This window comes from Selenomonas sp. AB3002, assembly GCF_000702545.1.
Lineage (GTDB): Bacteria > Bacillota > Negativicutes > Selenomonadales > Selenomonadaceae > Selenomonas_B > Selenomonas_B ruminantium_A.
Map to the genome: position 1 here is coordinate 853,878 of NZ_JNIO01000002.1, position 24,714 is coordinate 878,591.

At 54.8% G+C, this 24,714-nt stretch carries 25 protein-coding genes, 1 tRNA gene and 1 riboswitch; of the genes, 8 read left to right on the forward strand and 18 right to left on the reverse strand.

The genetic code is table 11. The features are described from left to right. Together P159_RS0104230 and P159_RS0104235 are read right to left on the reverse strand one after the other, a co-directional pair. Entirely contained in the window at positions 1-996 is a 996-nt protein-coding gene (locus P159_RS0104230; RefSeq protein WP_029541721.1) for a pyridoxal-phosphate dependent enzyme, read from the reverse strand. A gap of 127 nt (positions 997-1,123) precedes the next feature. Next, positions 1,124-2,299 (reverse strand): phosphoribosylaminoimidazolecarboxamide formyltransferase, encoded by a 1,176-nt coding sequence (locus P159_RS0104235; RefSeq protein WP_029541722.1) that lies wholly within the window; start codon positions 2,297-2,299, stop codon positions 1,124-1,126. Between the two features lie 205 nt (positions 2,300-2,504). Next, positions 2,505-2,581, reverse strand: a riboswitch (ZMP/ZTP riboswitch). 192 nt (positions 2,582-2,773) lie between these two features. Between P159_RS0104235 and pfkA the strand changes: the two genes are divergently transcribed. Next, positions 2,774-3,736: a 6-phosphofructokinase gene (gene pfkA, locus P159_RS0104240; RefSeq protein ID WP_029541724.1), complete on the forward strand. Its 963-nt coding sequence runs from the start codon at positions 2,774-2,776 to the stop codon at positions 3,734-3,736. A gap of 280 nt (positions 3,737-4,016) precedes the next feature. Further along, a complete protein-coding gene (locus P159_RS0104245; protein ID WP_029541726.1) occupies positions 4,017-5,201 on the forward strand; it encodes an MFS transporter in 1,185 nt (394 codons plus the stop codon). A 227-nt stretch (positions 5,202-5,428) separates the two neighbouring features. Here P159_RS0104245 and P159_RS0104250 read toward each other — a convergent pair whose 3' ends face one another. From P159_RS0104250 to P159_RS18365, 12 genes are all read right to left on the reverse strand, one after another. Next, complete coding sequence (locus tag P159_RS0104250; protein ID WP_185753599.1) at positions 5,429-6,013, reverse strand: hypothetical protein; 585 nt, start codon at positions 6,011-6,013, stop codon at positions 5,429-5,431. Between the two features lie 205 nt (positions 6,014-6,218). Further along, the gene (gene hypE / locus P159_RS0104255; protein WP_029541730.1) at positions 6,219-7,238 is read right to left on the reverse strand and encodes a hydrogenase expression/formation protein HypE; all 1,020 of its coding nucleotides are present in this window, start codon (positions 7,236-7,238) and stop codon (positions 6,219-6,221) included. Continuing rightward, positions 7,225-8,355, reverse strand: a complete 1,131-nt coding sequence (gene hypD / locus P159_RS0104260) for a hydrogenase formation protein HypD (protein ID WP_029541733.1) — start codon at positions 8,353-8,355, stop codon at positions 7,225-7,227. The genes hypE and hypD overlap by 14 nt, the downstream gene beginning before the upstream one ends. After that, positions 8,339-8,581: a HypC/HybG/HupF family hydrogenase formation chaperone gene (locus P159_RS0104265; RefSeq protein ID WP_029541735.1), complete on the reverse strand. Its 243-nt coding sequence runs from the start codon at positions 8,579-8,581 to the stop codon at positions 8,339-8,341. Before P159_RS0104265 ends, hypD begins: the two co-directional genes overlap by 17 nt. A gap of 18 nt (positions 8,582-8,599) precedes the next feature. Beyond that, a complete protein-coding gene (locus P159_RS0104270) occupies positions 8,600-9,232 on the reverse strand; it encodes a HyaD/HybD family hydrogenase maturation endopeptidase (RefSeq protein WP_029541737.1) in 633 nt (210 codons plus the stop codon). 223 nt (positions 9,233-9,455) lie between these two features. Then, on the reverse strand, positions 9,456-10,103 hold the full coding sequence (hypB, locus tag P159_RS0104275; protein ID WP_029541739.1) for a hydrogenase nickel incorporation protein HypB: 648 nt from the start codon (positions 10,101-10,103) through the stop codon (positions 9,456-9,458). Between the two features lie 3 nt (positions 10,104-10,106). Next, positions 10,107-10,448: a hydrogenase maturation nickel metallochaperone HypA gene (gene hypA / locus P159_RS0104280; RefSeq protein ID WP_029541742.1), complete on the reverse strand. Its 342-nt coding sequence runs from the start codon at positions 10,446-10,448 to the stop codon at positions 10,107-10,109. Between the two features lie 82 nt (positions 10,449-10,530). Then, positions 10,531-10,773, reverse strand: coding sequence for a hypothetical protein (locus P159_RS0104285; protein WP_029541745.1), 243 nt, complete (start codon positions 10,771-10,773; stop codon positions 10,531-10,533). Between the two features lie 93 nt (positions 10,774-10,866). After that, complete coding sequence (cybH, locus tag P159_RS0104290) at positions 10,867-11,574, reverse strand: Ni/Fe-hydrogenase, b-type cytochrome subunit (RefSeq protein WP_029541748.1); 708 nt, start codon at positions 11,572-11,574, stop codon at positions 10,867-10,869. 34 nt (positions 11,575-11,608) lie between these two features. Next, complete coding sequence (locus tag P159_RS0104295) at positions 11,609-13,522, reverse strand: nickel-dependent hydrogenase large subunit (protein WP_029541750.1); 1,914 nt, start codon at positions 13,520-13,522, stop codon at positions 11,609-11,611. Between the two features lie 6 nt (positions 13,523-13,528). Continuing rightward, positions 13,529-14,614, reverse strand: coding sequence for a hydrogenase small subunit (locus P159_RS0104300; protein WP_029541752.1), 1,086 nt, complete (start codon positions 14,612-14,614; stop codon positions 13,529-13,531). Positions 14,615-14,986: 372 nt separating this feature from the next. After that, on the reverse strand, positions 14,987-15,550 hold the full coding sequence (locus tag P159_RS18365; RefSeq protein WP_037376866.1) for a hypothetical protein: 564 nt from the start codon (positions 15,548-15,550) through the stop codon (positions 14,987-14,989). A gap of 155 nt (positions 15,551-15,705) precedes the next feature. Between P159_RS18365 and P159_RS0104315 the strand changes: the two genes are divergently transcribed. From P159_RS0104315 to P159_RS0104340, 6 genes are all read left to right on the forward strand, one after another. Further along, positions 15,706-15,781: transfer RNA gene (locus P159_RS0104315), tRNA-Ala, on the forward strand. 107 nt (positions 15,782-15,888) lie between these two features. Then, a complete protein-coding gene (locus tag P159_RS0104320; protein ID WP_080705898.1) occupies positions 15,889-16,758 on the forward strand; it encodes a MurR/RpiR family transcriptional regulator in 870 nt (289 codons plus the stop codon). A gap of 335 nt (positions 16,759-17,093) precedes the next feature. Continuing rightward, complete coding sequence (locus P159_RS0104325) at positions 17,094-18,443, forward strand: PTS transporter subunit EIIC (protein WP_029541760.1); 1,350 nt, start codon at positions 17,094-17,096, stop codon at positions 18,441-18,443. A 47-nt stretch (positions 18,444-18,490) separates the two neighbouring features. Beyond that, positions 18,491-18,790 (forward strand): PTS sugar transporter subunit IIB, encoded by a 300-nt coding sequence (locus P159_RS0104330; protein WP_029541762.1) that lies wholly within the window; start codon positions 18,491-18,493, stop codon positions 18,788-18,790. A gap of 18 nt (positions 18,791-18,808) precedes the next feature. Next, complete coding sequence (locus tag P159_RS0104335; protein WP_029541764.1) at positions 18,809-19,132, forward strand: PTS lactose/cellobiose transporter subunit IIA; 324 nt, start codon at positions 18,809-18,811, stop codon at positions 19,130-19,132. Between the two features lie 63 nt (positions 19,133-19,195). Beyond that, the gene (locus tag P159_RS0104340; RefSeq protein ID WP_029541767.1) at positions 19,196-20,644 is read left to right on the forward strand and encodes a 6-phospho-beta-glucosidase; all 1,449 of its coding nucleotides are present in this window, start codon (positions 19,196-19,198) and stop codon (positions 20,642-20,644) included. 117 nt (positions 20,645-20,761) lie between these two features. Here the strand turns inward: P159_RS0104340 and P159_RS0104345 are convergent, their stop codons facing one another. The 4 genes from P159_RS0104345 to P159_RS0104360 form a co-directional block, all read right to left on the reverse strand. Then, positions 20,762-21,790, reverse strand: coding sequence for an ABC transporter substrate-binding protein (locus P159_RS0104345; RefSeq protein ID WP_051650133.1), 1,029 nt, complete (start codon positions 21,788-21,790; stop codon positions 20,762-20,764). A 389-nt stretch (positions 21,791-22,179) separates the two neighbouring features. Further along, a complete protein-coding gene (locus tag P159_RS0104350; RefSeq protein WP_318253492.1) occupies positions 22,180-22,851 on the reverse strand; it encodes an ATP-binding protein in 672 nt (223 codons plus the stop codon). Positions 22,852-22,933: 82 nt separating this feature from the next. Then, a complete protein-coding gene (locus P159_RS0104355) occupies positions 22,934-23,980 on the reverse strand; it encodes a Fic family protein (protein ID WP_029541772.1) in 1,047 nt (348 codons plus the stop codon). Positions 23,981-24,059: 79 nt separating this feature from the next. Further along, positions 24,060-24,584 (reverse strand): ECF transporter S component, encoded by a 525-nt coding sequence (locus tag P159_RS0104360; protein ID WP_029541774.1) that lies wholly within the window; start codon positions 24,582-24,584, stop codon positions 24,060-24,062. Between the last annotated feature and the right edge of the window lie 130 nt (positions 24,585-24,714).

Below are 24,714 nucleotides of genomic sequence, written 5' to 3' on the forward strand. Positions count from 1 at the left end.
TTACCTCTTCAACCCCGTGGCGGTAAGGGGTATCACCACGCGGTAGTTATCCGGCTTGCCAGCCTGGAAGAAACGCTCGGCAGCAGCCAGGGCCGAAGCCGCAGACAGCTCCACATAGATGCCAGCCTTGCCCAGGCGCTTCTGGGCCTCCAGGATTTCCTCGTCCTTCACTGCCATCATATCGCCATGGCAGTTCTTCAGCGCCTTGAGGATGGAAAGCCCCCGCTTGGGACGCTCGATGCGGATGGCGCGGGCGATGGAAGCAGCCTTGGGCTGTGGCTCCAGGCCGTGGAAAGCCTCGTAGATGGGCGCGCACTTCTCGCTCTGGACGCCCACGATCTGGGGCAGGCGGCCCAATTCGAGGAAGCCATAGTAAAGGCCCATCAAGAGTGAGCCGTTGCCCACGGGCACGAAAATATAGTCAGGCACATGCTCGCCCAGCTGCTTGTAGATTTCCTTGGCCATGGACTTCACGCCCTCCACGAAGAGGGGGTTGTACACATGGGAAGCATAGTAGGCATCCCCCAGGTTCTCCTTCACCACGGAGCAGGCCCGCATGCGGCCATCCTTCACCTTCTTGATGGAAGCGCCATAGGACTCAATCTGATGGAGGATTTCCTGGGAAGTATCATCCGGCACATAGACCTCGCAGTCCATGCCAGCTGCTGCCGCGTAGGCAGCAATGGCAGCCCCGGCATTGCCAGCGGAGTCCAGGGCAATCTTTTCAATGCCCACATTGTTGATTTCGTTGATGAGACGCCTTGCCCCGCGGTCTTTGAAGGAACCGGTAGGCTGAGTGCCCTCCAACTTCAGCAGGAAATCAAGCTTTCCTGACTGGAAATGAACCAGGGGCGTCACTACTTCGCCCAGAGAAATCTTATCCGCATAGTCCTCCCCCGGGTCCCTGTGCAGCTTGAACATGCCGCCACACTCGCACTGGTAAGAATGGCTGTTGATAGGATATTTCTTTTTGCATTTCTCGCAGTAAAAATACATCTAAAGCACCTCCTGCGCCGACAGGCCATTGCCGACTGGATATATTGATAAAACTGTTGCAGTTTATGTTGTACTACGATGTATATTTCGTCAAGGATTCGTGTTTTCCTGCTTCCATTTAGGAATCTTAATGGTGGAATAAGCGGATATGGGTCATAGCCATGGCAATGCCGTATTTGTCGCAGGTTTCGATGACATTGTCATCACGAATGGAGCCGCCGGCCTGGGCAATGTAATCCACGCCGCTCTTGTGGGCACGCTCCACGTTGTCACCGAAGGGGAAGAAAGCATCGGAGCCCAGGGATACACCCTTGAGAGTCTTCAGCCAGGCAGCTTTTTCCTCACGTGTGAAAACAGGAGGCTTTTCGGTGAAGATATTCTTCCAGGCATCAGTTTCCAGCAGGTCCTGCCATTCCTCGCCCACGTAGACATCAATGGCGTTGTCCCTGTCCGGGCGGCGCACATCCTCACGGAAGGGAAGATTCTGCACCTGAGGTGCCTGGCGCAGATACCACACATCAGCCTTGTTGCCAGCCAGACGGGTGCAGTGGACACGGGACTGCTGGCCGGCGCCGATGCCGATGGCCTGGCCGTCCTTGGCGTAGCAGACGGAGTTGGACTGGGTGTATTTGAGGGTAATGAGAGCAATGAGAAGGTCACGCTCTGCCCCAGCGGGAATCTCCTTGTTCTTAGTGGGACGCTCAGCCAGGCATTCGGAAGTGAGCTTTACCTCATTCCTTCCCTGCTCGAAGGTCACCCCAAAGACCTGCTTGCGCTCCACAGGCTCAGGCTGATAGGCTGCATCCATCTGCAGCACCAGGTAAGTGCCCTTGCGCTTGGACTTGAGGATTTCCAGCGCTTCCTCGGAGTAGGAAGGCGCAATGATACCGTCGGAAACCTCCCTCTTCAGGAAGGAAGCCGTCTGGGCATCGCACTCATCGGAAAGGGCCACAAAGTCACCGTAAGAGGACATGCGGTCAGCGCCACGGGCACGGATATAGGCCGTAGCCACAGGGCTCAGCTCCACCCCTTCCACGAAATAAGCCTTCTCCAGCTCAGGGGAAAGGGGCACAGCCACAGCCGCCCCGGCAGGGCTGACATGCTTGAAGGAAGCTGCCGCAGGCAGGCCCGAAGCCTCCTTGAGTTCCCGCACCAGCTGCCAGCTGTTCAGAGCGTCCAAAAGGTTGATGTAACCAGGACGGCCATTGAGCACCTTGAAGGGCAGTTCCCCATTCTCCATAAAGACCTTGGCAGGTTTCTGATTAGGGTTGCAGCCATACTTGAGTTCCATTTCCTGTGCCATAATACTCTCCTTCTCGCTCATTTAGTAACGTTCATAAATTCAAGGCCTTGCCTGCCCCGCTTGCGGGGAAGGTGGCAGCCGAAGGCTGACGGAAGGGGGGCCAGAGGTCGCATATCGGCTTCGAAGCCCCCCTTCCACCGGCTTCGCCGGTCCCCCTCCCCCGCAAGCGGTGGAGGCAAGATAACAAAAAAGCCGACACTACTCCAGGCTATGCCCAGACGGTCGGCTTCTTAGGCTGTGCTCCCCTGGGGTATTCCCCTACCGTCAGTCACACAGCTGATAGTTAAAATTTATCATGATGAGCGTCCAACTGTCAAGGGGGAGGCCACCCTCCCTCCTCCTTCCAATTATTTCCTAGTAAATCCTCTTTGTTTATGATATTATAAAGCTGATGGGTTCAAACCTGTCATATACGCACATTTGCTAAGCAAAATTTCTTTAATTTTTCTATAGGATTTGAGGGGGATTTTTTCAATGCTGAAGAGTATTGCAGTAATGACCAGCGGCGGAGACAGCCCGGGAATGAACGCGGCCGCCCGCGCCGTAGTCCGTACCGCTCTCTACGAGGGTGTCGAGGTCTGGGGTATCAACAACGGTTACCATGGCCTGCTGGAAGAGGATATGTTCAAGATGGAGTCCAAGAACGTGGGCGACATCATCCAGCGCGGCGGCACCTTCCTGGGCACTGCCCGCTGCAAGCGTTGGAAGACTCCCGAGGGCCGCATGATGGGCTATCAGCATCTGGTAGACCGCGGCATCCAGGGTCTCTGCGTCATCGGCGGTGACGGGTCGCTCCGCGGCGCTTCCCTGCTGTCCGAGGAAACGGGCCTGCCCATCGTAGGCCTGCCTGGCACCATCGACAACGATGTCTGGGGCTCTGACTATACCATCGGCTGCGACACCGCTGCCAACACCATCATCGATGCCATCAACAAGCTCCGCGACACCGCCAGCGCGCACCGCCGCGTCATCGTCCTTGAGGTTATGGGCCGCAACTCCGGCTGGCTGGCTACCGTGGCCGGCATCTCCGGTGGCGCTGAGTACATTCTCATCCCTGAGGAGAAGTACGACCTGGATGCTATCTGCTCTGACATGAAAGCCGCCTATGATGCAGGCAAGCGCTACATCCTGGTAGTGCTGGCAGAGGGTGCCGGCAATGCCCAGGAGGTTGGCTCCTTCATTGCCGAGAAGACAGGCATCGATACCCGCGTTTCCGTGCTGGGTCACATCCAGCGTGGGGGTTCTCCCACGGTCATCGACCGCGTGCGCGCCAGCCAGCTGGGCGAGCAGGCAGCCCTGGCCCTGATTTCCGGCCTGTCCGATATCGTCTTCGGCTTCAGCAAGGGCCATGTGGTGACCATCAATCTGCATGATGCGGTTACCAATAAGAAGAAGCTGGATCCTGAGTATACGCACCTTGCTAAGGTGTTGTTCTAAGGGAAAATACCTTGGGGCTATGAAGAGTGCAGTTTGCGCTCTTTGTAGCCTTTTTTCTTACTTGTTAAGTTTCGGCTGTTCATTTTCTTTGGCGCAAAGAAAACGAACCAAAAGGTAAACATGCCGGTGGCATGTTTACCGGACTGAAATCACATCGTGTGATTTCCGCGTCCGCGGGGCCCATCCTTGGGCCCTGGGGTTCGGGGGGGCGGGAGTTTTTGGGTTTTGGAACTCGGGGCTCGGGAGTTCTTGGGTTCGAATTTATGCGAAAGGAGTTTTTGTGAACAAGAAATATCTCTATATGCTTTCGGCAGGGCATCTTAGTGTTGATATAAATTCGGGGTCGCTGCCTGCTTTGCTGCCTTTCTTTGTTACTGAGTATGGCATGGATTATACTTCTGTTGCGGGACTGATGTTTGCTTCTTCCTGCCTTTCCTCTGTCATCCAGCCACTCTTTGGGCATCTGGCGGATAAAGGATCGCGGCAGTGGTTTATGGTGCTGGGCATACTTATGGCAGGCATGGGCATTGGGCTGACAGGCTTTGTCACTGACTACTGGCTCATCTTTGCCGCCGTCACCTGCATGGGCATCGGCAGTGCCATCTTCCACCCGGAAGCAGCCCGCAATGTGAATGCCATTGCAGGGAAGAAAAAAGGGCAGGGCATGAGCATCTTCAGCGTGGGCGGCAATGGGGGCTTTGGCCTGGGACCACTCCTGGCAGTTTTCCTCATCACCTGTTTCGGCATGAAGGGCACAGCTTTTTACGCCCTTGCTTCCCTGTTCACGGCAGGCATGGTTGCCCTCGCCGCCCCGTCTATCAGGCGCGAATCACAGCGCCAGCTCTCTGGCACGACCGGGAAAGGGGAAGCCGGTGCCCCGGCCAGGGAAAATGACTGGCCAGCTTTTTCCCGCCTCTTTATCGTCATCCTTTTCCGCTCCACCCTGTATGCCTCCATCAGCAGTTTCCTGCCCCTGTTCTGCATACAGGCCTTGGGCGCCAGCAATGCCGTAGGCAGCGCTACCCTCTCCATCATCTCCATCAGCGGCATCGTGGCCACCCTGGCGGGCGGCTGGCTGGCAGACAAAAAGGGCTATGTGAGCACCGTGCGCTATGGCGCCTTGCTCATGGTGCCCTGCCTGGCGGTGGTGGTATTTCCCCAAAATATCTGGGCGGTATATGCCATGCTGATTCCCATGAGCTTTGCCATGCAGGGCTCCTATGCTGCCTTCGTGGTACTGGGGCAGAGTTATCTGGCCAAGAGCCTGGGCTTTGCCTCGGGTGTGACTTTGGGGCTGTCTTTCAGCCTGGGCGGCATGGTCGTCCCCTCCCTGGGGTGGTATGCAGATAACTACGGCCTTGCCGCCGTGATGTTGGTGATCTTCCTGATTTCCGTTGCCTGTGCAGCAGCTACCTTCCTGCTGCCGGAGCCAAAAAGATCAGCGGGCAAAAAATCTGCCTGCTAACCGTTCTGAGTCTCCCTCCGTACCATGAGAAAGGCGGGCGCACTGATGTGCGCCCGCCCTTTTTTAGGAAACGCTGATTAAATGAAGTCGTTCAGATTGGCGCAGATTGTTTGTCCTTCCCAAGGCGACAAACCGGAGGCATAGCGGGGCTATGTCGAGGATTTGTCAACGCAGGGAGGGCAGACAAGGTGCGTCAAGATGGGCGACCGAATTAATCAGTGTTTCCTTTAATCCTTAAGCTGCTCTATGAACTTTTCCTGCGGCAATGGCTGGGTCAGTCCCATGATAGCCAGGAGCTGCTGGAAAGCTGTCTCCTTGCTGCCCATGTTCTTGATGATGTAATCAGCCTGCTTCCAGCCGTCCAGGATTTTGTTTTCCTCGATATACCTCAGTTCCTCCTGAATCTGCTCCGGGGAGACTTTTTCAGCAGTCATGCGCTCTATGAGGGCGGTGTAATCCGCCATCAGGTGGATCACCACCAGATTTCTCCTGAGCAGGGCCCTGAAACTGGGCACAGCATCTTCATTCAGCAAAATCAGATTGCAACGATACTCAGCCATGGCATCAAGGATATCCTGCTTATGCCAGCCGTACTGATACCCCCGCCAGCCTGTCTGGGCAAAGAATCTCTCCCGGCTGAACTCCTCCGGCTCCATGCGGTTCAGAAGCCGCCCCCGCCGTGATCTCCCGTGCAGCCATTCCGTAGTGTAGGCGGGAATATAATTTATGCCCATATCCATGGCCATCTTTACCAAAGTGCTCTTGCCTGCGCCCCTAGGGCCCATCAGTGCATATAGTATACTGGTCTTCATACTGCTCCTTACAACTCATAAATTACAAACACTAGGACTATTATACTATGTTGACAAGAAAAATTGAATACACAAAAGCGGGGACAACCGAACGTCCCCGCTTTCGCGCCTCTATACCTTCTGCCACACATTGCCACAAGGACAATGTGCCTCCCATACAATATGTTACAACGAATCCTTATAAAAAGCAAGGAAAAGTTGTTCCTTAGCAAATCCTGGGCACCAGATTCCCCAAGGGCATATCCACCACGCGCAAGCCCCCGATAGCCGTCCTCAGGGCCACCTGTCCCGGTGCCTCAGCGGTGGTCTCGCCGATGATGCGGGCCTCCCTGCCATAGGGGCTTTCCTTCATGGCAGAGAGTGCCGCCTCCGCCTCCTCAGCCGGCACAAAGGCCACGCACTTGCCCTCGTTGGCCAGATAGAGAGGGTCAAAGCCCAGCATATCACAGACACCCTGGACTTCTTCCCGTATGGGTATATCTTCTTCTTCGATGATGATGCCGCATTTGCTGGCGCTGGCAATCTCGTTGAGCACTGCAGCCACGCCGCCACGGGTGGGGTCACGGAGCACTGCCGTACGGGGGGCAGCCTTGAGCAAGGCCTGGGTCATGCCTGCCAGCGGGGCGCAGTCCGTCTTCACCGTCTCCGGCAGCTCAAGGCCGTGGCGTCCTGCCAGAATGGTAGCCGCATGGTCCCCCAGGAAGCCAGAGAGCAGAACCTTCATGCCCGGCTGCACCTTCTTGGGAGAAATCTCCACTCCTTCGATAAGCTCCCCAATGCCTGCCGTATTGATATAGATGCCGTCGCACTTGCCCCGCTCCACCACCTTGGTGTCGCCAGTAACGATGGCAATGCCCGCCTCCTCAGCCATTTCCCTCATGGTATGGGCGATTTTACGCAGGTCCTCCACGGGGAAGCCTTCCTCCAGTATCACCCCGGCAGAAATGTACTTTGGCACAGCCCCGGTCATGGCCAGGTCATTTACGGTGCCGCAGACCGCCAGCTTGCCTATATTGCCGCCGTTGAAGAACAGGGGCTGCACCACATAAGAATCAGTGGTGAAGGCCAGCTTGCCGGAAAGGTTCAAACGCGCCCCGTCGTGCATCTCATTGAGGATGGGGTTGCCGAACTCCGGCAGGATAACCTCCTCCATAAGCTCCTGGCTGATTTTTCCCCCAGCACCATGGGCCAGGGTGATGTATTCGTGTTCACTATTTATTGCCATAAGTAAATAATCCCTTCCCGTATTTATACCAGGCGGCACAGACACCCTCCACCGACACCATGCAGGGTCCGATGGCATGGGTGGGCACGCAGGCCTTGCCAAAGAGGGGGCATTCATGGGGTGTCACGATGCCCTTCAAGACCTCGCCGCAGCGGCAGCCAGTCTTCCTGGGCTGGGGCAGTTCCGCCACAGGCAGGGGCAATACTTCCTCGATATCAAAGGACTTGTAAGCATCCCGCATCTTCAGGCCAGAGGCGGGGATTTCCCCGATGCCCCGCCACTTGGCGGCCACAGGCTCGTAGACTTTATTGGTGACGGCCATGGAAGTTGGATTGCCCTCAGGCTTCACCACGCTGCCGTACTCATTTTCCACCTTCGCCACGCCCTCTGCCACCTGCCTGGTCAGGCGGTAAAGAGAACGCAAGATCTGCAGGGGCTCAAAGCCCGTTACCACTCCGGGGATATGGTATTCACTTTCCAGGAACTTAAAGACCTCCGTCCCCGTCACCACGGAAACATGCCCCGGCAGGATAAAGCCGTCCACCAGCACCTCCGGGTCGTCAATCAGCAGCCGCAGGGCAGGGGGCACCAACTTTTGGGCAGACAGCATATAGAGATTCGTGAGCCCCGCCTGCTTCGCCGCCAGTACCGTGGCTGCCGCCGTAGGAGCGGTAGTCTCAAAGCCCACGGCCAGGAAGATGACCTTCTTGTCCGGGTTCTCCCGAGCCACCTGCAGGCTGTCCAGGGGGGAGTAGACAATACGGATATCCGCCCCCGCGGTTTTGGCCTCTCCCAGGCTTGACTCCGTCCCCGGCACCTTCAGCATATCCCCGAAGGTGGTGATGATGCAGTCCTCACGGCAGGCATAGGCGATGGCCTTGTCCATGTACTCGTCCGGGGTCACGCAGACAGGACAGCCCGGCCCGGACACCAGCTCCACGGACTCCGGCAACAGCTGGCGGATGCCTGCCCGGAAAATGGAGACGGTATGGGTGCCGCATACCTCCATGAAGCGCAGATGGCGCCCGGCCTTGTCTGCCAGCCGCCCAATCTCAGCCACCAGCTCCCCTGCCAGTTTCCGCTGCTCCTCGCGGCTAAGTTCAGCTGCCAAGCTCATTCACCGTCCTTGGTCCCCCGTGCATCTCTGCCAGCAGGGCATTAGTTTCCTCAAATTCCTTCTCGTCCACAATCTGCATGGCAAAGCCCGCATGCACCAGCACATGATCCCCCACCTTGGCCTCCGGCAGGAGCATCAGGCTCACCTCCCGGGTCACCCCGGAAAGCTCCACTTTGCCCAATGCACCATCAACTTCTAAAAGTTTAGCAGGAACAGCTAAACACATACGCACGCCCCCTATTATTTATGTTTTGCCTTCCCCTTGAGGGGAAGGCTTTTCTGCCTCTTTCCTCACTAATTCTTCTGCCACTACAGATAAGTCCTGCTCAATCTCTCCGAAGCGCTCCTCCGGCACCACGCCCCAGGCAGCCAATTCCTTCAAGGCCTGCTCTGCCATAGGCTCCAAAAGCCCTGCCATACCGGCAGAAAGCTCCACCCCGGCAGAAAGGTCAAAGGGCTGCGCCCCTATCACCACCACCTCGGGAATCTTTCGCCCTGTAACCTCCAGAGCCGCCAGCACATCCTGTATGCCCACCTCATGGGCAGACAGCTTATCCTGGAAATGAGCCAATACTTCATCATTGGCAAATCTGAAAGTTGTCCCCGCTTCTGCCCCGCCATTGATGGAATCAATGATCAGGAGCTTTTGCGTATCCGTGACAAACTGCATCAGCTCTATGCCCAGGACGCCCCCATCCACAATCTGCACATTGTCCGGGAAGATGTAATTCTTGTCAAGGTATTCAGCAACACGAACACCAAACCCCTCGTCCCGCAGGACTACATTGCCGATGCCTAATACTGTTATATCAGATTGATGAAGGACTTTGGCAAGTTCTTCTGTAACTTCAGCTTCGGTTAAACCAAATTCACCCATGCTAACGCCCCTTCCACCACCTTCGGTGGTCCCCCTTCCCCGTTTCACGGGGCAGGCAAGATATATAATCCACGAAACCACTCTAACTACACGAACTCCCGAACCCCCAGGGCCCATGGATGGGCCCCGCGGACGCGGAAATCATAGGATGTGATTTCAGTCCGCTGTTTCTTTGGTTCGTTTCTTTGCGCCAAAGAAATGAACAAACGCACCTAACGAGGATTCACTTATTAACCTTAGAGAGCAACCACTGACACCATTCGTCCACCCCGTCGCCCTTCGAACAAGAAATCTCAACAACCTTCATCCCGGGATGCAGCGTATCAATATCCTCCTTAGCCCCCTCCATATCAAAATCGCAATAAGGCAGCAAATCTACTTTATTCAGCAACGCAATAGCCGACTCCTTGAAAATCAGCGGATACTTCATAGGCTTGTCCGCCCCTTCAGTAATAGACAGCACCACTGCCTTCTCATTCTCCCCCACAGCAAACTCCGCAGGACATACCAGATTCCCCACATTTTCCACTATGAGCAATTCAAGGCTGTTTAAATCCAACTGCTTTGCCACCTTCTGCACCATGGGGGCATCCAGATGGCACCCCCCTGCGGTATTGATCTGGATGACCGGCACGCCGTAGCGGTCAATGCGCTCCGCATCCTTGCTGGTGTAGAGGTCGCCTTCAATGACCGCCATCTTCACTTTGTCCCTGAGCTTCTCCATGGTCTTTTCCAGCAGAGAAGTCTTCCCTGCCCCAGGAGAGCCCATGAGATTCAGCACATAGACGCCTTTTTCGGCAAACATGGCCTGATTCTCTGCTGCCACCCTGTCGTTTTCGCCCAAGATATTCTTCATGACCTGGATTTCCATTCGCTATTCTACCTCCAGATATTCCACCTGCATCTCCCGGCCGGAGATGATTTCCAGCACGCCGTCCCGGCATTTGGGGCACCAGAAGTCGTAGTGCTCCACGTGCATTTCCTCGCCGCATTTGGTGCAGCGGCCCATAAGGGGCGTTTCCTTCACCTTGAGCTTCGCCCCTTCGGCTACAGTGCCCTCTGCCAGCATCTTGAAGCCGAATTCCAGGGAGTCTATGACCACCCCGCTCATCTCGCCGATGATAAGGCCTATCTCCTCTACCTTCTGAGCTTCATTCTCTTTGGCATATTCCAGCGCAATCTTCAGAATCCCTTCTGCCAGGGACATTTCGTGCATGGCCACCCCTCCAGTATGCACAGCAATGAAAAGCGCCTCCCCGCCAACGCTGGCAGGAAGGCGCTCACCTTTTGAGTTTCTATCAGATGTCAGCTTCCAGATTCTTCTCCTCAAAGACCTTGAGGATATCCTTCAGCTTTGTCTTGCTCGGCGCATAATCCACCGTAGTTTCCCCGTCGTGGGCGTGGATGTGGACGTACATGACGCCCGGCAGGCCCAGGAGAGCCTTTTCGCACTCCTTGGCGCTGTCCTCCGTATAGCCGTGGACGGTGAACTGCATCCTGGTGTTGCCATTAGCCTCACCGCAGCCGCATTCTTTGCACATGGGATTCATCTCCGTTCTATGTTCAACTAAACTGCATTCACTGCTTCAATTCTATCACCCAAAGGCAATTCCTGCGACCCCCTGGGGGGCATATCAGATGAGGTGCTTCTCGCCGCTCTGGTCGGAGTCGCTGGCATCTTTCGGCTCATGGATGAGGAACTTGTAGCCCGAGAACATGGAGCTGACCTCGGACTCGCCTTCCATGAACTCTGCGCGGATGACCATGTAGAGATGGCCTACCGCAAAGAGGATGATAGCCCAGGCCACATAGTGATGGATGATGTGCATCATCATCTCACCGCCGCAGACCACCAGCACCCAGTTGCTCATGGCACCCAGGAGGCTGTTGGGATTCACCAGATAGTACATGGCAAAGCCTGTGATGAACTCAATGGCTACCAGCACATAGAGGAAGGCGTAGGAGCCACGGGCCAGAGGATTCCTCAGGAAAGAGGAATGCTCGAACTTCAGGAACATGTAGTGGAGAGCCACTTCCACGGTCTGGCGATAGAAATAGCCTTTCCAGAAGTGGGGGAAGAGACGGTCGCCCTTGTTGATGATGAAGCCGTAGATCCTCAGCACAAAGGAGGCTGCAAAGATGAACGCGGCTACAAAGTGAATATCTCTCACCAAATCCACATAAGTCACGGAGTAGGTAGGCTCCAGATTGATGGACTGCATGGGGGTGGCAATGATGATGCCCGTGCAGAAGAGAACCACGATCATGACGACCATGATCCAATGGAATATGCGCAAGAAGGGACTGAACACGTAGAACTCTTTGCGCTTTACTTCTTTCATGTCACGACTCCTTTCTCCGGTCTTGTCCGGTAGCTCAGTTCTCTACCTTGGTGCCGGAATAGGGGTCCGTGGTGATAGCCGCGATGCGCTCGCCCTTGGTGTTGTACATATGGGTAGCGCAGGCCATGCAGGGATCGAAGGAACGGATGACCTTGGCGATTTCCAGAGGCTTGTCCGGGATGGCCACATGGGTATCCATCATAGCCAGCTCATAAGCACCCTGTCCTGCCTTGCTGTCGCGGGGGCAGGAGTTCCAGGTGGTGGGCACCAGGCACTGGTAATTCTCCGTCTTGCCGTCCTTGATGTGGATCCAGTGGGAAAGAGCCCCACGGGGTGCCTCGTAGAGGCCCACGCCCTTGCATTCCTTCGGCCAGCTGGCGGGATCCCACTTCTCCATGTTGGCAACCTGGGTATCACCGGCCTTGAGGTTGGCAATAAGCTTGTCAAAGAAGAACTTGTTGATCTCAGCAGCCACCTGGCAATCCAGGCCACGGCAAGCGGTACGTCCCACCATGGTGGGCAGCCAGACTTCCGGAGCCAGGCCAAGTACCTTGGAAACTGCCTCAATCTGGTCAACCATCATCTGTTCAGCCCAGGTCAGCTCGCCCAGGAGCCCCTGCTTGGCCTTAGTGTAGATGACGATGTACTTGGCCAGAGGACCGACCTCGCAGACCTTGCCCTTCCATTTCGGCGTCTTGAGCCAGGAATACTTGCCATTTTCGTCCAGGGTCTTCCACTCGGTGCCGGTACCTTCTTTCGGGCCGGTGTACTTGGCCTTGGTGACACCCTCCCAGGGATGGAGATCCTTTCCCTGAGCATCAGGATATTCGTACCAGGCGTGTTCCACGCCCTCGGTGATGGTCTCGGGAGCGGTGAGGTCCTCAGCCACAATCTCGGAGAACTTGGCATTGGCCACGCCGGCGCCGAAGTTCTCCACCACGCCGTTGGAGCGCACCAGGAGGCCTTCGAAGTAACCGCCGCTGCTGGTACCGGTGTAAGACTCCATGGGATAGCAGCCAAAGCTCATGACACGGGTCTTGGCCAGGCCGCCGCCGTCTACCCTGCCAGCCTTCACATAGATGTTGCCGATAGCAAGAAGATCCGGCAGGTAATAGTTATTGACCAGGGTGCGGCCCAGGTTGATGGCACGGTCCACCACAGCCAGACGGGCAGCGTTCACGGGAGCGTTGCCGTCATTCATGGAAATGGAGCAGGGCATGCCGCCTACCACATAATGGGGATGCGGGTTCTTGCCGCCGAAGATGACATGGGGGGTAACCAGCTCACGCTGCTTGTCCAGCATCTCCAGATAATGAGCCACAGCCAGGAGATGTACCTCCGGGGGCAGGATCTTGTAATCCGGATGATCCCACCACTGGGCGGCAAAGATGCCCAGCTGGCCGCTGTCCACGATGCTCTTTACCTTGTCCTTGATCTGCTGGAAATACTGGGGCGTAGCTGCGGGGAAATCATGCTCATAAGCCTCACTATTGTAGGTATTGGGAGCACGGAAAGGCAACTTGTAAGTTGCCAGCAGGTTATTCTGCAGGTTAGCCGTAGCCACAGGATCAGCAGCCAGGGCATCCACCGGGCTCACCCAGTCCAGGGCGTGCAGATGGTAGAAATGCACGATATGGTCCTGCACCGTAAGGGTTGCAGCCATGATGTTGCGGATATAGTTGGCATTGCGGGGAATGCGGATGCCCAGTGCATCCTCTACTGCACGGACAGCACCCAAAGCATGAGCCGTGGTGCAGACGCCGCAGATACGCTGGATATACGCCCAGGCATCACGGGGATCACGGTCTTTCATCACCAGTTCCAGGCCGCGCCAGGCAGTACCAGAGGAAAGGGCATCTGTCACCTTGCCGCTGCCCTCATCAACTGTGACTTCCACACGAAGGTGTCCTTCTATACGAGTAATCGGATCTACAACTACATGTTTCATTCAGTCTCACCTGCTCTCTTTCTTCTCGGCCTCGGCCGCTTCACGCTGACTCTTCTGCACCACAGAGGCTGCAGCATGGGCAGCGACGCCCACCACAGCTGCTGCGCCCATGACAGCGCCGATCTTGTCCGCATTGCCCAGCTTGCCATACTGGGGCAGGCGCTCGCTGAAGGAGCCGTCATCCCAGAAGGTGGCGTTGGCACAGCCTATGCAGGCAGCACCGGACTGGATGGGATAGGAAAGGCCCTCGAACCAGCGGATATTGCCGCAGGAGCTGTAAGTCTCGGGACCGCGGCAGCCCAGCTTGTAAAGACACCAGCCGGCCTTGGCGCCCGCATCATCGTAGGAGTCAGCGAACATGGCCGCATCGAAGAAGGGACGGCGGTAGCAGGTATCGTGGATGCGGTTGCCAAAGAACTGCTTGGGACGGCCCTCGCCATCAAGAGGCGGTACGGTACCAAACATAGCCACGTGCATGATGACGCCGGTCATGACCTCGGGGATAGGCGGGCAGCCCGGCACATTCACTACCGGGGTGGAGCCGCAGAAAGGCCCGATACCGGAAGAACCGGTGGGGTTTGGCTTGGCAGCCTGGATGCCGCCATAAGCAGCGCAGGTGCCGTAAGCTATGACGGCTGCCGCATTGGCACTGGCTTTCTTCAAGAGATGGGTGAAGGTATGCCCGCCGGACATGCAGTAAACGCCATTGTCCTTGGTGCAGGCAGCACCCTCCACTGCCAGGATGTACTGGCCTTTGTACTTCTGGATGATCTCGTCCAGATGACGCTCGAAGGGCTCACCGCAGGCAGCAGAAAGCAGATGGTCGTACTCCAGGTCAATGTGGGAAAGCACCACATCACTGGCCAGAGGTGCTGCAGAACGGATGAAGGACTCATCGCAGCCCGTGCACTCATGACCGTGGATCCAGACCACCACTGGCAGCGGTTTCGTTTCGGCAGCTTCTACCACCTTCGATACCTGGTCCGTGGTCAGGCCCATCAAGGTGGTGAGTGCCACGCAAGCTTTCAGGAAGCTGCGGCGGCTCATGCCTTTTCTGAGATAAAGATCCCACAAACTCTCCCTTTTGTCCACTTTGTTACCTCCTTAAAATAAAAGCTAGATCCCCACACCGATGGCTCAAATCAGCTATTAGAGACCCTGTTTGCTAAAACGTTGCCATGGCAACATAAGTCACATTATTTTCCATTATACACTGAAAATTTTAAAATAGCTATAGATAATGTAAAAAGAATTTCAGTATAAATTTTAATTATGTTTCCATAGCCAAACGGTGCTGCCGCTGATTCCCTTCAGGGCAGAATAAGCCCCTATGGGGGATTCTACTCATTTCGCCATAAGAAAGACATTTTCCTTCTTTTTCAGCCCTTCCCGCAGAAAATTTTCCACTGCAGTTGGAAGCTGACAGAAAAGCCGGGGGCACCGCCCCCGGCTCATCACGCATCCTCACCCTGCATCTATATCCACATTGGCGCCCCTGTACTTGCTCACATCCGAGGACTTCAAATCCTGCTGGTAAGGGTTGGTCTCGTTCACGTAGCGTATCTGGGTGCTTGTTACACCGCCAGATATGAAGGTGCGGCCACACTCCGGACAAATGTCAGTCTTCAGTCTCACATTTGCCCGCACCACTTCGCCGCCCTCCATGTCGGCCTTCTGGTAGGCATTGGACACATGCTCCTGCTCGTGGCTCATGACCACGGAGGCCGCATTGTCAGGATCTATATGCCCTGCCGCCTTGAAGGACACCATCTCGTCCGAGCCATCCTGGTACTTGCGCCGCTTGCAGGTCTCACACTCCCCATTGTCTATGGTCTTCTCCTCAGCGGTGTCTTCCACGCCGGCATAACCGCTGTCCTCAGCCCCATAGCCCCCGGCACCTTCAGTCCTGCCGTAACCGTTGCCATAGCCCGTGCCATAGCCCATATCGTTGCCATAACCACCGTAACCGCCGTAGTTCCCATAAGGAGAACCAAAGCCTCCCCCGGCAGGTATTCCCATATCCGACATAATGCCCACGCCCTTTCCTTAAGAAAAACACTCAATCCGTTAAGTAAATTTTATCATAGCAGGCGGGAAATTCAAACAGAAAATTAGAACATTTCAAGATTTTCACTGGAATTTTCCCGGCAAGGGTGCTATAATATTTCCCGTGTACTGCACATGGGGGCGTAGCTCAGCTGGGAGAGCATCAGGTTCGCAATCTGAGGGTCAAGGGTTCGATCCCCTCCGTCTCCACCAAACAGAAGACCAGGCTTTGGGGATTCCCAAAGCTTTCACCCAAAGAGACATTTGGCCCACAGCCAAATGTCCCTTTTCATATATGACGTATAAAATAAGGAGGCCCCATGCGACTACTGAAAGCCATGCAGGAAGCGGAGCGTTTCTCCCCTACGGAGCAGTCCGTCATTGACTATATGCTGAAGAATCCCCAGGAAATAGCCACCAGTTCCATCAGAGAGCTGGCGGAGCGCACCTTCACCAGCCCGGCGGCAGTGTTCCGGCTTTGCCAGAAACTGGGGCTGAAGGGGTACAATGAGTTCAAGATACGCTTCATGAGCGAGATGAGCCGCGCCACCACTGACCAGACCTTTTCCTCCATGGCCAGCCGCCCCATCACGGACAAGGATTCCGTGGGGGATATCGTGCGGAAGATGGCGGCTTTGGAAATAGAAGCCATAGAGGAAACCCGCAACGAAATGGATATAGCCCAGCTGGAGAGGATTGCCCGTATGATGGAAAAAGCTTCCGTCATCGACATCTACGCCTATGACCAGAACTACGCCCTGGCGGAAACAGCCGTCTACAATCTGCTGCAGGTGAAGAAAACGGCCCTGGCCCACAACGCCATGAACACCCAGCTCTCCCAGGCCATGATTTCCGACAAGAGCCACTTTGCCATCCTTATCAGCCGTTCCGGGGAGAACAAGCGGCTCATGCGCACCGCCAAGATCCTCAAGGAGCGCCATGTGCCCACCGCCCTCCTGACCCGGGCAAAAGATGCTCCCATCGCTGCCTTCTGCGATGAATTCCTCTATGTGGCCAATTCTCTTGAGTATCTGGACTTCGGCGGCAATATCTTCAGCGTGGGAGTGCGCTACTACTTCGATGTGCTGGTGGGCTTGCTTATCGCCCGGCACTTTGGGGAAATAGAGGATTTCTATGATGCCTTCGAGGGTTACATCGGCCGCCCCGACTCCAAGGACCGGCTCTGGTAACAATAGTGCACTAAGCTCAGACTGCGCCTCCCTAAAGGGACTAGCTCTGCTTTTGCAGAGCGTCGCTACGAGCTTGATTCACGGAGTTCTATAGTAAAACAAGATTAAAGCAATAAAGAAAACGGTTTCCGAAACAGCGTTTTATCCTGTTTCGGATTTTTTCATTACTTTTGAAACGCCATTCCAGAACTGTCTGAATCCCTTGAACATGCAAAATCTATATGCTATATTGTGACCATACCAAGGAAAACACTCCCCCGGCGCGCGAGGGGGAGCAGGGAAATCATAGTTTTGGATTTAGGATCAATGCTTTTGAGAAAGAGAGGCTTACCTCAATGACGAAACAAGAGATGTTCGACAAATTTGTCGAATTCATGGCTCGCTTCGCCGAGTACAAAGCGGTAGCCGCCTTGAGGGACGGTTTTATCATGACCACCCCCTTCACCATCTGCGGCTCCCTGTTCCTGCTGATTGCCAATTTGCCTATCCCGGGCTACCCCGAGTTCATGGCCGGGCTGTTCGGCCCCCATTGGACTGCCCCCTTGAACGCCGTAGCCGGCGGTACTTTCAACATCCTGGGCATCATCGCGGTGCTGGCCATCACCTACAAATATGTAGAGGCCGAAGGGTGCGACGCCATCATGGCTTCCATCCTGGCCCTGGCCGCTTTCATCATCGTGATGCCTGCCTCCGTGGCCGTGGAAGGCGGCGGCATGGCAGATAATGTCATCCCCAAGCTCTGGGGCGGCAGCAACGGCGTCATCACCGCCATCCTGATTTCCTTCTTCACCTCCGCAGTCTTCTGCTGGTGCGAGAAGAACCACATCGGCATCAAGATGCCGGACGCTGTTCCCGGCGGCGTGGCCCGCGCTTTTGAGGCCCTGACCCCCGGCGTCATCCTCTTTACGGCAGCTTCTGTGATTTACGGCCTCTGCCACTTCATGGGAGCCACCACTTTCCCGGAGCTGATTTTCGCCGTGATTCAGACTCCTTTACAGGGCCTGTCTGATACGGTAGTAGGCGGCACCGTCTTCTCCCTCCTGATGACTGTCCTCTTCTGGGCTGGCATCCACGGCCCCAACGTGGTGGGCGGCATCCTGAACCCCCTGATGATTGCCAACTCTCTGGATAACCAGAAAATCCTTGATGCAGGCCTGAGCCTCCTGGGCAACCCCGATGCTCATATCCTCACCATCCAGATCACCGATACCATGATGAAACCCGGCGGCTGCGGCGCCACCTTCGGCCTCTTGATTGCCAGCTACCTGGTGGCACGTTCCCAGCAGATGAAGACCATCACCCGCCTGGGCACCGTACCCGGCCTGTTCAACATCAACGAGCCCATCATCTTCGGTCTCCCCATCGTGTTCAACCCCTACATGCTGGTTCCCTTCTGCCTGGCTCAGCTGGCTGTCATGCTGATTTGCTACGGCGCCATCGCCATCGGCTTCATGGCTCCCTTCAGCGCCATCCAGGTGCCCTGGACCACGCCCCCCATCATCGCCGGCTTCCTCATGAACGGCTGGCAGGGTGCTGTAGTGCAGATTTTGGGCCTGGCCGCCGCCACCGCCATCTACTTCCCCTTCGTGAAGGCACAGGATAACGCTTTCTACAAAGAGGAACAGGGGGAGGAAGCAGAAGAAGCCTCTGACAGCAACGTTTCTCCCGCATCTGCGAACAACTAAAACCATCAAACCATAAGTTACTTATCGTATAAAAGGAGTGCATCATCATGAAAAAAATCATTCTTCTCTGCGCCGCTGGTATGTCCACCTCTATGCTGGTAAAGAAAATGCAGGAGGCTGCTACCGCTGAGAATTTCGAGTGCGAGATTGCCGCATACCCCACCGCTGAGGCCAAGGACAAGGCTTCTGACGCTGATGTAATCCTCCTTGGCCCCCAGGTCCGCTTTGCCAAGAGCAAGGTGGAAGCTGCCTGCCCGGGCATCCCTGTGGAAGCCATCGACATGAAGCTCTATGGCCGCATGGACGGCAAGGGCGTGCTGGAAACTGCCAAGAAGCTCATCGGCTAAGAAGGAGGACACGCAAAAGTGGAAGGTTTGGAACTGGTAGCATTTAACATCATCTCCTCCGTGGGCACCGCCCGCAGCTCTTACATCGAGGCCATCCAGAAAGCCAAGGAGGGCGACTTTGAAGCCGCCGAGGCTCTTATCAAGGAAGGCGACGAAGTCTTCGTGGAGGGCCACAATGCCCACGCAGGCCTGCTGCAGCAGGAAGCCGAAGGCGGCCCCGGCAGCACCCTTTCCCTCCTGATCCTCCACGCCGAAGATCAGCTCATGAGCGCCGAGGGTTTCAAGACCATCGCTCAGGAGTTCATCGAGGTCTATAAGAAGTTCAAGGAACTCGGGAAGTAATACCCCAAAGCCTTCCCCTCAAAGGGGAAGGCTATAAATTTGACAACACAAGGAGATTTGAATATGAGTTTTTCCAAAGGATTCTTATGGGGCGGCGCCGTAGCTGCCCATCAGCTGGAAGGCGGCTGGCAGGAAGGCGGCAAAGGAGTAAGTGTTGCCGATGTTATGACCGCAGGCCGTCACGGGGTGCCCCGTGAAATCACCGAGGGCGTGCTCCCCGGCAAGAACTACCCCAACCATGAGGGCATCGAGTTCTACTACCGCTATAAAGAGGACATTGCCCTGCTGGCAGAAATGGGCTTCAAGTGCTTCCGCACCTCCATCGCCTGGACCCGCATCTTCCCCAAAGGGGACGAGACCGAGCCCAATGAAGAGGGCCTGAAGTTCTACGATGACCTCTTTGACGAAATGCACAAATACGGCATGGAGCCGGTCATCACCCTGTCCCACTTCGAAATGCCTTACCATCTGGTCACCGAGTACGGCGGCTGGAGGAACCGCAAGCTGGTGGACTTCTTCGTCCGCTTCGCCACGGTCTGCTTCGAGCGCTATAAGCATAAGGTCAAGTACTGGATGACCTTCAACGAAATCAACAACCAGCGCGAGCTGAATGTCCCCTTCACCGCTTTCACCAACAGCGGCGTGCTCTACAAAGAGGGCGAGGACAAGAAGGCTGTCATGTACCAGGTGGCACACCACGAGTTCGTGGCTTCTGCCAAGGCCGTCATCGAAGGCCACAAGATCAACCCGGACTTCCAGATTGGCTGCATGCTGGCCATGACCCCGGTGTATCCTGAGACCTGCCGTCCCATGGACCAGATGGCAGCCCTCAAGGAAATGGACAAGAGCTTCTTCTTCGGCGATGTGCAGGTGCGCGGCCACTATCCCAACTATGTGCTGAAAGAGTGGGAGCTCAAGGGCTACAAGGTGGAGATGGAAGACGGAGACCTGGAAGCTCTGGCTGAGGGCACCGTGGACTACTACGCTTTCAGCTACTACATGAGCCATGCCACCACTTCCGTGGCAGAGCGCAAACAGAACCTCCAGGGCGGCTTCTTTGACGGCGTGAAGAACCCCTACATCGAAGAGTCCGACTGGGGCTGGCCCATCGACCCCGTAGGCCTGCGCTATATGCTCAACGTCCTGCAGGAGCGCTATGAGCTGCCTCTGATGATCGTAGAGAACGGCATCGGCCTCCACGAGACCCCCAATGCCGACGGCCTCATCGAAGACGACGCACGCATCGCCTACTTCAAGGCTCACATCGCTGAGATGAAGAAGGCTGTAGATGAAGACGGCGTAGACCTCATGGGCTACTGCCCCTGGGGCCCCATCGACCTGGTGTCCGCCGGCACCGGCGAAATGGAGAAGCGCTACGGCTTCATCTATGTAGACAAGGACAACGAAGGCAACGGCACCCTGAACCGCGCCCGCAAGAAGTCCTTCTACTGGTACAAGAAGGTCATAGAAAGCAATGGCGAAGACCTCTCCACGGAGAATCTGCCCCAGTAAGATTACCCCTTACCCAAAGATACCCAAACATTTTCTTGATAAAAAAGTCCCGCCAACACGGCGGGACTTTTTGTGCCCTATCCATATGCCAATCGTCCGACATCCATAATCTCACATTTATTTTATCATCACCAGCGACCTGTTTGTCGCTCTCAGATAATCAATGTTCACATAATCCCAAAAGATGGGTACATCATGCAGCTGGCCCATCTTCAGCATAAAGCTGCTCGTTTCCTCACAAGCAGATCTGAAATGCTTGTCGATAGCCATACTGTAATGATTTTTCGCCATGATACGCCTGACCTGGTCTTTTTCCAGCTTCAGCTCCATAGCGATGATATCAGCGGCTTCTTCGGGATTTTCGTTGATAAAGACTGTGGCCTTGTCCAGGGCCCTGAGCATGGCCTCTATGTCCTCTGTGTGCTTATGCAAATAATCATCTGTGACCTGCATAGTGGTGTAAAAACTGAGCCAGTCAACCTCCCCCTGCCTGTCCCCCAGATAGGACTGCAGACCGCTGAACAGGAGCGTCCCCCCCATTGCCTGTGCGTTGCTGACCCAGGGTTCCCAGCAGGCCATGGCATCAATTGTGCCAGCTTCCATGGCTTGCAGCTGGTCCCGTGGACTGAGGGACACGAAAGTAATCCTGTCCATATCCACCTTGAGCTCATAACACATATTGCGAATGGCCAGCAGGATGCCAGAGCCATCTGCCATGCCAATGCGCTTGTCCTCCAGGTCCTTGCTGTTTACAATGCCTGAGTCTGCTCTGGCCACCACGCACTGTGTATCGCCAATATCTGCCATGGGAGCTACAACCTTGACCTTCACCCCTTCAGAAACCAGTGTCATCACCGTGTAAGGAGATTCAAAAGACACCTGTGCCTCACCGCTCTTGATGAGTGCAGGAATCTCCCCTCCCGACTGCACCAGCCTGTTTTCCACCTCCAGGCCTTCCTCTCGGAAGTAGCCCTTTTTCTCAGCAATGATTTGCTGAGCGGATATCTGCGGATCCATCACGCCGTAGGCCACAATCTTATGCCTGAACTTAAAATTCTCCTGCAGCGCTTTTCCGCTATTTGAGCATCCCACAAAAGCCACAGCGCTGATGATGACCATAAGCCCAGTCAACAATCCCCATTTCATACGCATTCCTGCCCTGCCCAGTGTCCTCATCTCCTTCCCCTTTATCCATCAATTGTGAATTCCGTAAAAATGAATGTCATCAAAGGACATACCTATTATTCAGTATATAGTAAAGCACCTTTCCCCACAATCCCCAAAAGCGCTCTGCCTCCCCGAATATTCTGTCTATTTAACCTATCTCCTTATATCTCCCATTTACTGCCAATATCTCCCGTTTTCACCCTTAATATTTTTTCGGTATATCTCCTGCTGCCACGCTGCCCCTGGCTGCTCACCATGAAAAAGACAACAACACTGCCCCTCTCCCCCGCGGGATTTTTTCATATGTCAGCAAATCTCCAGAAGAACATATCAACCTCGCAAAAGACCATCTGAACCTCGCAAAAGCCTCAGTCTGTCAGCAACGCACCAGCCTCATAAGTACGGTTTGGATCATATGTACCGCCATTTGCCTTGATAAGATTCTTGTCCATCAAGGCATTCAGCCTTGTCCGGACAGTGTTATCCGACTTGCCAACATAGGCCGCCAACTGCGCACGGCCAGCAGTCCCACGATTCAATATATAAGCCATAATGGCTTGTTCTATATCATCCAACTGCTTCCACATAGAAATACCTACATTGTTTACCACATATAATTCCTGGCGCATTCTACGCATGACTATATTATTCTTCAGTACCAGCCTTAGAGATTCTCCCGGCTCGCTATAGACAGGGGCGTCCAGAAAGAATTCTGCCATATCATTGTAAATGCGATTTACCCCTTCATTCAGTTCCCGCACCCAGCCAAATTCTGTCATCACACTGGAAATGCGTGGATTACGAGAATATCTCGTCTCCTTGATGTTCTGCAACGTCACCAGATTAGGAAGACGGCCGGAGCTTTCTATTTCCAACCTATCATCATACATACTGACCTTTATGAAGTTGCCACTCATAGCATACTCACGATGAGTTACAGCATTGACAATCCCCTCCAGCCAAGCAAAATCCAGATACTCAGGGACTTTAACCCTTGAATTGTCTACCTCATGAAATGTATGACAATGTAACTCACGCATACTCAAAAAGCCCGGGCAAATCATCTGCCCGGGCTTCTTATATCAAATGTCTAAAACGTCTTATACGGAGTCTTGAGCCCATTTACCTTAGATGTATATACCGGGTAGACCGTCCCGTTCCTTCCCTGTCCAAATACCCTTCTTCAACCAATTTGCGAAGTGCACCTTCCACAGAACTCAGACTGAGGGAGGGGCACAACTCTCTAATATCCTGCTTGGAAAAGCGTCCCAGTTTCTGCATAGATGCCTTCCGTACCATTTCCAGAGCAGGGAGTTTCTTCTCCACCAGGGCAAAGCGGTCTTCAAAATCCCTGTAGGCAGCAATGATGGTGCTCAAGAAATATTTTATGAAGGGAACGACATTTTCATTGCCCTCATGCCAGCCATGCTGCGACTGCCGCAGCGCATCATAATAACCATCTTTGCGCGTGGCTATTTTAGCTTCAAGAGATATGTATTTCCCAACATAAAACCCACTGCGGTACAAAAGAAGGGTGGTCAGCAGTCTGCTCATACGCCCATTGCCATCATTGAATGGGTGGATACAGAGAAAGTCGTGGATGAAGATGGGAATGGCTATCAGCGGCTCTACCTCCGCATTGCCAATCACGCGGTTGTATTCTGCACAAATTTTGTCCAGCGCTTCCGGCGTTTCATAGGGAGTCAACGGGGTGAACAGTATTTCCGTATGCCCGTCCGGATAAGTGGCACTGATATAATTCTGCACATTCTTGGTACGGCCCCCCATGGAATTTGCCATATGGCTGTACATGATCTTGTGGAGCTGTAGGATGAAGTTCTGAGTGATGGGAATGGCATCGAAGCTCTCATGTATAATATTCAGCACATCACGATAGCCAGCTATTTCCTGCTCGTCCCGGGTCCTGGGTGTGGTTTTTTCTTCCACCAGCTGCCGGATGCGGGTGTTAGTGGTCACTATCCCCTCAATGGCGTTAGATGCCTCTGTGCTTTGAATCTTGGCAATTTCCACCAGCTTTTCCAACTCTTCTGGCCGTTGCCTTAGGTAAAGTTCCTGCTTCCCTGCTTCCTTGTAGATGGCAGCAATATAACCCAGAATCTCGGAATCCCAGGTCATTTCCTGGATTTTTGTATAATTGAACTGTCGCATCCCCTTACCTCCTCGCTTTTCCCTTATATTATAGATAAATTTAAGGGGAAAGTAAATCAGTAAGGGATAGCTTCCATTTTTAGAACTTCCCTCTCACCTTCTCCAACGGCTTTGCCAAAACGTAGAAGGCCAGGATGTTCACTACGCCCTCGGCCAGCAGCCCCGGGGCTGAAGCCAGGCCTGCGGTGAGGCTGTTGTAGAGGATGGCGCCGAAGAGGGTGTAGCCGGCAGCCATGACCAGACAGGCCAGGATCAGGGCTATGAGGGTGCGGGGGGAGGTGAGGAAGCGGTCGGCTTTGGGATTGGCAATCTCAATGAAGGTCAGGGCCATGAGCCATTTGATGAGCAGCGTCGGCCCCATCCACAGGGCGAAGCCTCCCATGAAGTCGGCCAGCATGGAGCCCAGGCAGGCGGCGATGAGGGCTTCCCGACGGGCCGTCAGACAAAGAGCCAGGAAGATGACCGCATCTCCCAGATGGGCATAGCCCAGGGGAATGGGAATCTTGGGCAGGAAGGTGGCCAGGAACACCGCCGCCGTCATTACGGCCGTCAGGGTGATTTCACGCGCAGTCCAGGCGCTGCGCTCTGCATTCAGTACATTCATGATAAGTGCCTCCTTTCGGGTATGGTCATAGCCTAGCACTTTGCTGGGTTTTATGCAATACTTCCTTAAAAAAAATTTTATGTTTCTTCACTAAAAGTAAAGCCCTGCCCACGAGGACAGGACTTTTTGC

Excerpts from the sequence above, each read along its gene's own strand:
- P159_RS0104230 (WP_029541721.1), bottom strand. The coding sequence starts at position 996 with ATGTATTTTTACTGCGAGAAATGCAAAAAGAAATATCCTATCAACAGC.
- P159_RS0104235 (WP_029541722.1), bottom strand. The coding sequence starts at position 2,299 with ATGGCACAGGAAATGGAACTCAAGTATGGCTGCAACCCTAATCAGAAA.
- pfkA (WP_029541724.1), top strand. The coding sequence starts at position 2,774 with ATGCTGAAGAGTATTGCAGTAATGACCAGCGGCGGAGACAGCCCGGGA.
- P159_RS0104250 (WP_185753599.1), bottom strand. The coding sequence starts at position 6,013 with ATGAAGACCAGTATACTATATGCACTGATGGGCCCTAGGGGCGCAGGC.
- hypE (WP_029541730.1), bottom strand. The coding sequence starts at position 7,238 with ATGGCAATAAATAGTGAACACGAATACATCACCCTGGCCCATGGTGCT.
- hypD (WP_029541733.1), bottom strand. The coding sequence starts at position 8,355 with ATGAGCTTGGCAGCTGAACTTAGCCGCGAGGAGCAGCGGAAACTGGCA.
- P159_RS0104265 (WP_029541735.1), bottom strand. The coding sequence starts at position 8,581 with ATGTGTTTAGCTGTTCCTGCTAAACTTTTAGAAGTTGATGGTGCATTG.
- P159_RS0104270 (WP_029541737.1), bottom strand. The coding sequence starts at position 9,232 with ATGGGTGAATTTGGTTTAACCGAAGCTGAAGTTACAGAAGAACTTGCC.
- hypB (WP_029541739.1), bottom strand. The coding sequence starts at position 10,103 with ATGGAAATCCAGGTCATGAAGAATATCTTGGGCGAAAACGACAGGGTG.
- hypA (WP_029541742.1), bottom strand. The coding sequence starts at position 10,448 with ATGCACGAAATGTCCCTGGCAGAAGGGATTCTGAAGATTGCGCTGGAA.
- P159_RS0104285 (WP_029541745.1), bottom strand. The coding sequence starts at position 10,773 with ATGTGCAAAGAATGCGGCTGCGGTGAGGCTAATGGCAACACCAGGATG.
- cybH (WP_029541748.1), bottom strand. The coding sequence starts at position 11,574 with ATGAAAGAAGTAAAGCGCAAAGAGTTCTACGTGTTCAGTCCCTTCTTG.
- P159_RS0104295 (WP_029541750.1), bottom strand. The coding sequence starts at position 13,522 with ATGAAACATGTAGTTGTAGATCCGATTACTCGTATAGAAGGACACCTT.
- P159_RS18365 (WP_037376866.1), bottom strand. The coding sequence starts at position 15,550 with ATGTCGGATATGGGAATACCTGCCGGGGGAGGCTTTGGTTCTCCTTAT.
- P159_RS0104320 (WP_080705898.1), top strand. The coding sequence starts at position 15,889 with ATGCGACTACTGAAAGCCATGCAGGAAGCGGAGCGTTTCTCCCCTACG.
- P159_RS0104325 (WP_029541760.1), top strand. The coding sequence starts at position 17,094 with ATGACGAAACAAGAGATGTTCGACAAATTTGTCGAATTCATGGCTCGC.
- P159_RS0104330 (WP_029541762.1), top strand. The coding sequence starts at position 18,491 with ATGAAAAAAATCATTCTTCTCTGCGCCGCTGGTATGTCCACCTCTATG.
- P159_RS0104340 (WP_029541767.1), top strand. The coding sequence starts at position 19,196 with ATGAGTTTTTCCAAAGGATTCTTATGGGGCGGCGCCGTAGCTGCCCAT.
- P159_RS0104345 (WP_051650133.1), bottom strand. The coding sequence starts at position 21,790 with ATGAAATGGGGATTGTTGACTGGGCTTATGGTCATCATCAGCGCTGTG.
- P159_RS0104350 (WP_318253492.1), bottom strand. The coding sequence starts at position 22,851 with ATGCGTGAGTTACATTGTCATACATTTCATGAGGTAGACAATTCAAGG.
- P159_RS0104355 (WP_029541772.1), bottom strand. The coding sequence starts at position 23,980 with ATGCGACAGTTCAATTATACAAAAATCCAGGAAATGACCTGGGATTCC.
- P159_RS0104360 (WP_029541774.1), bottom strand. The coding sequence starts at position 24,584 with ATGAATGTACTGAATGCAGAGCGCAGCGCCTGGACTGCGCGTGAAATC.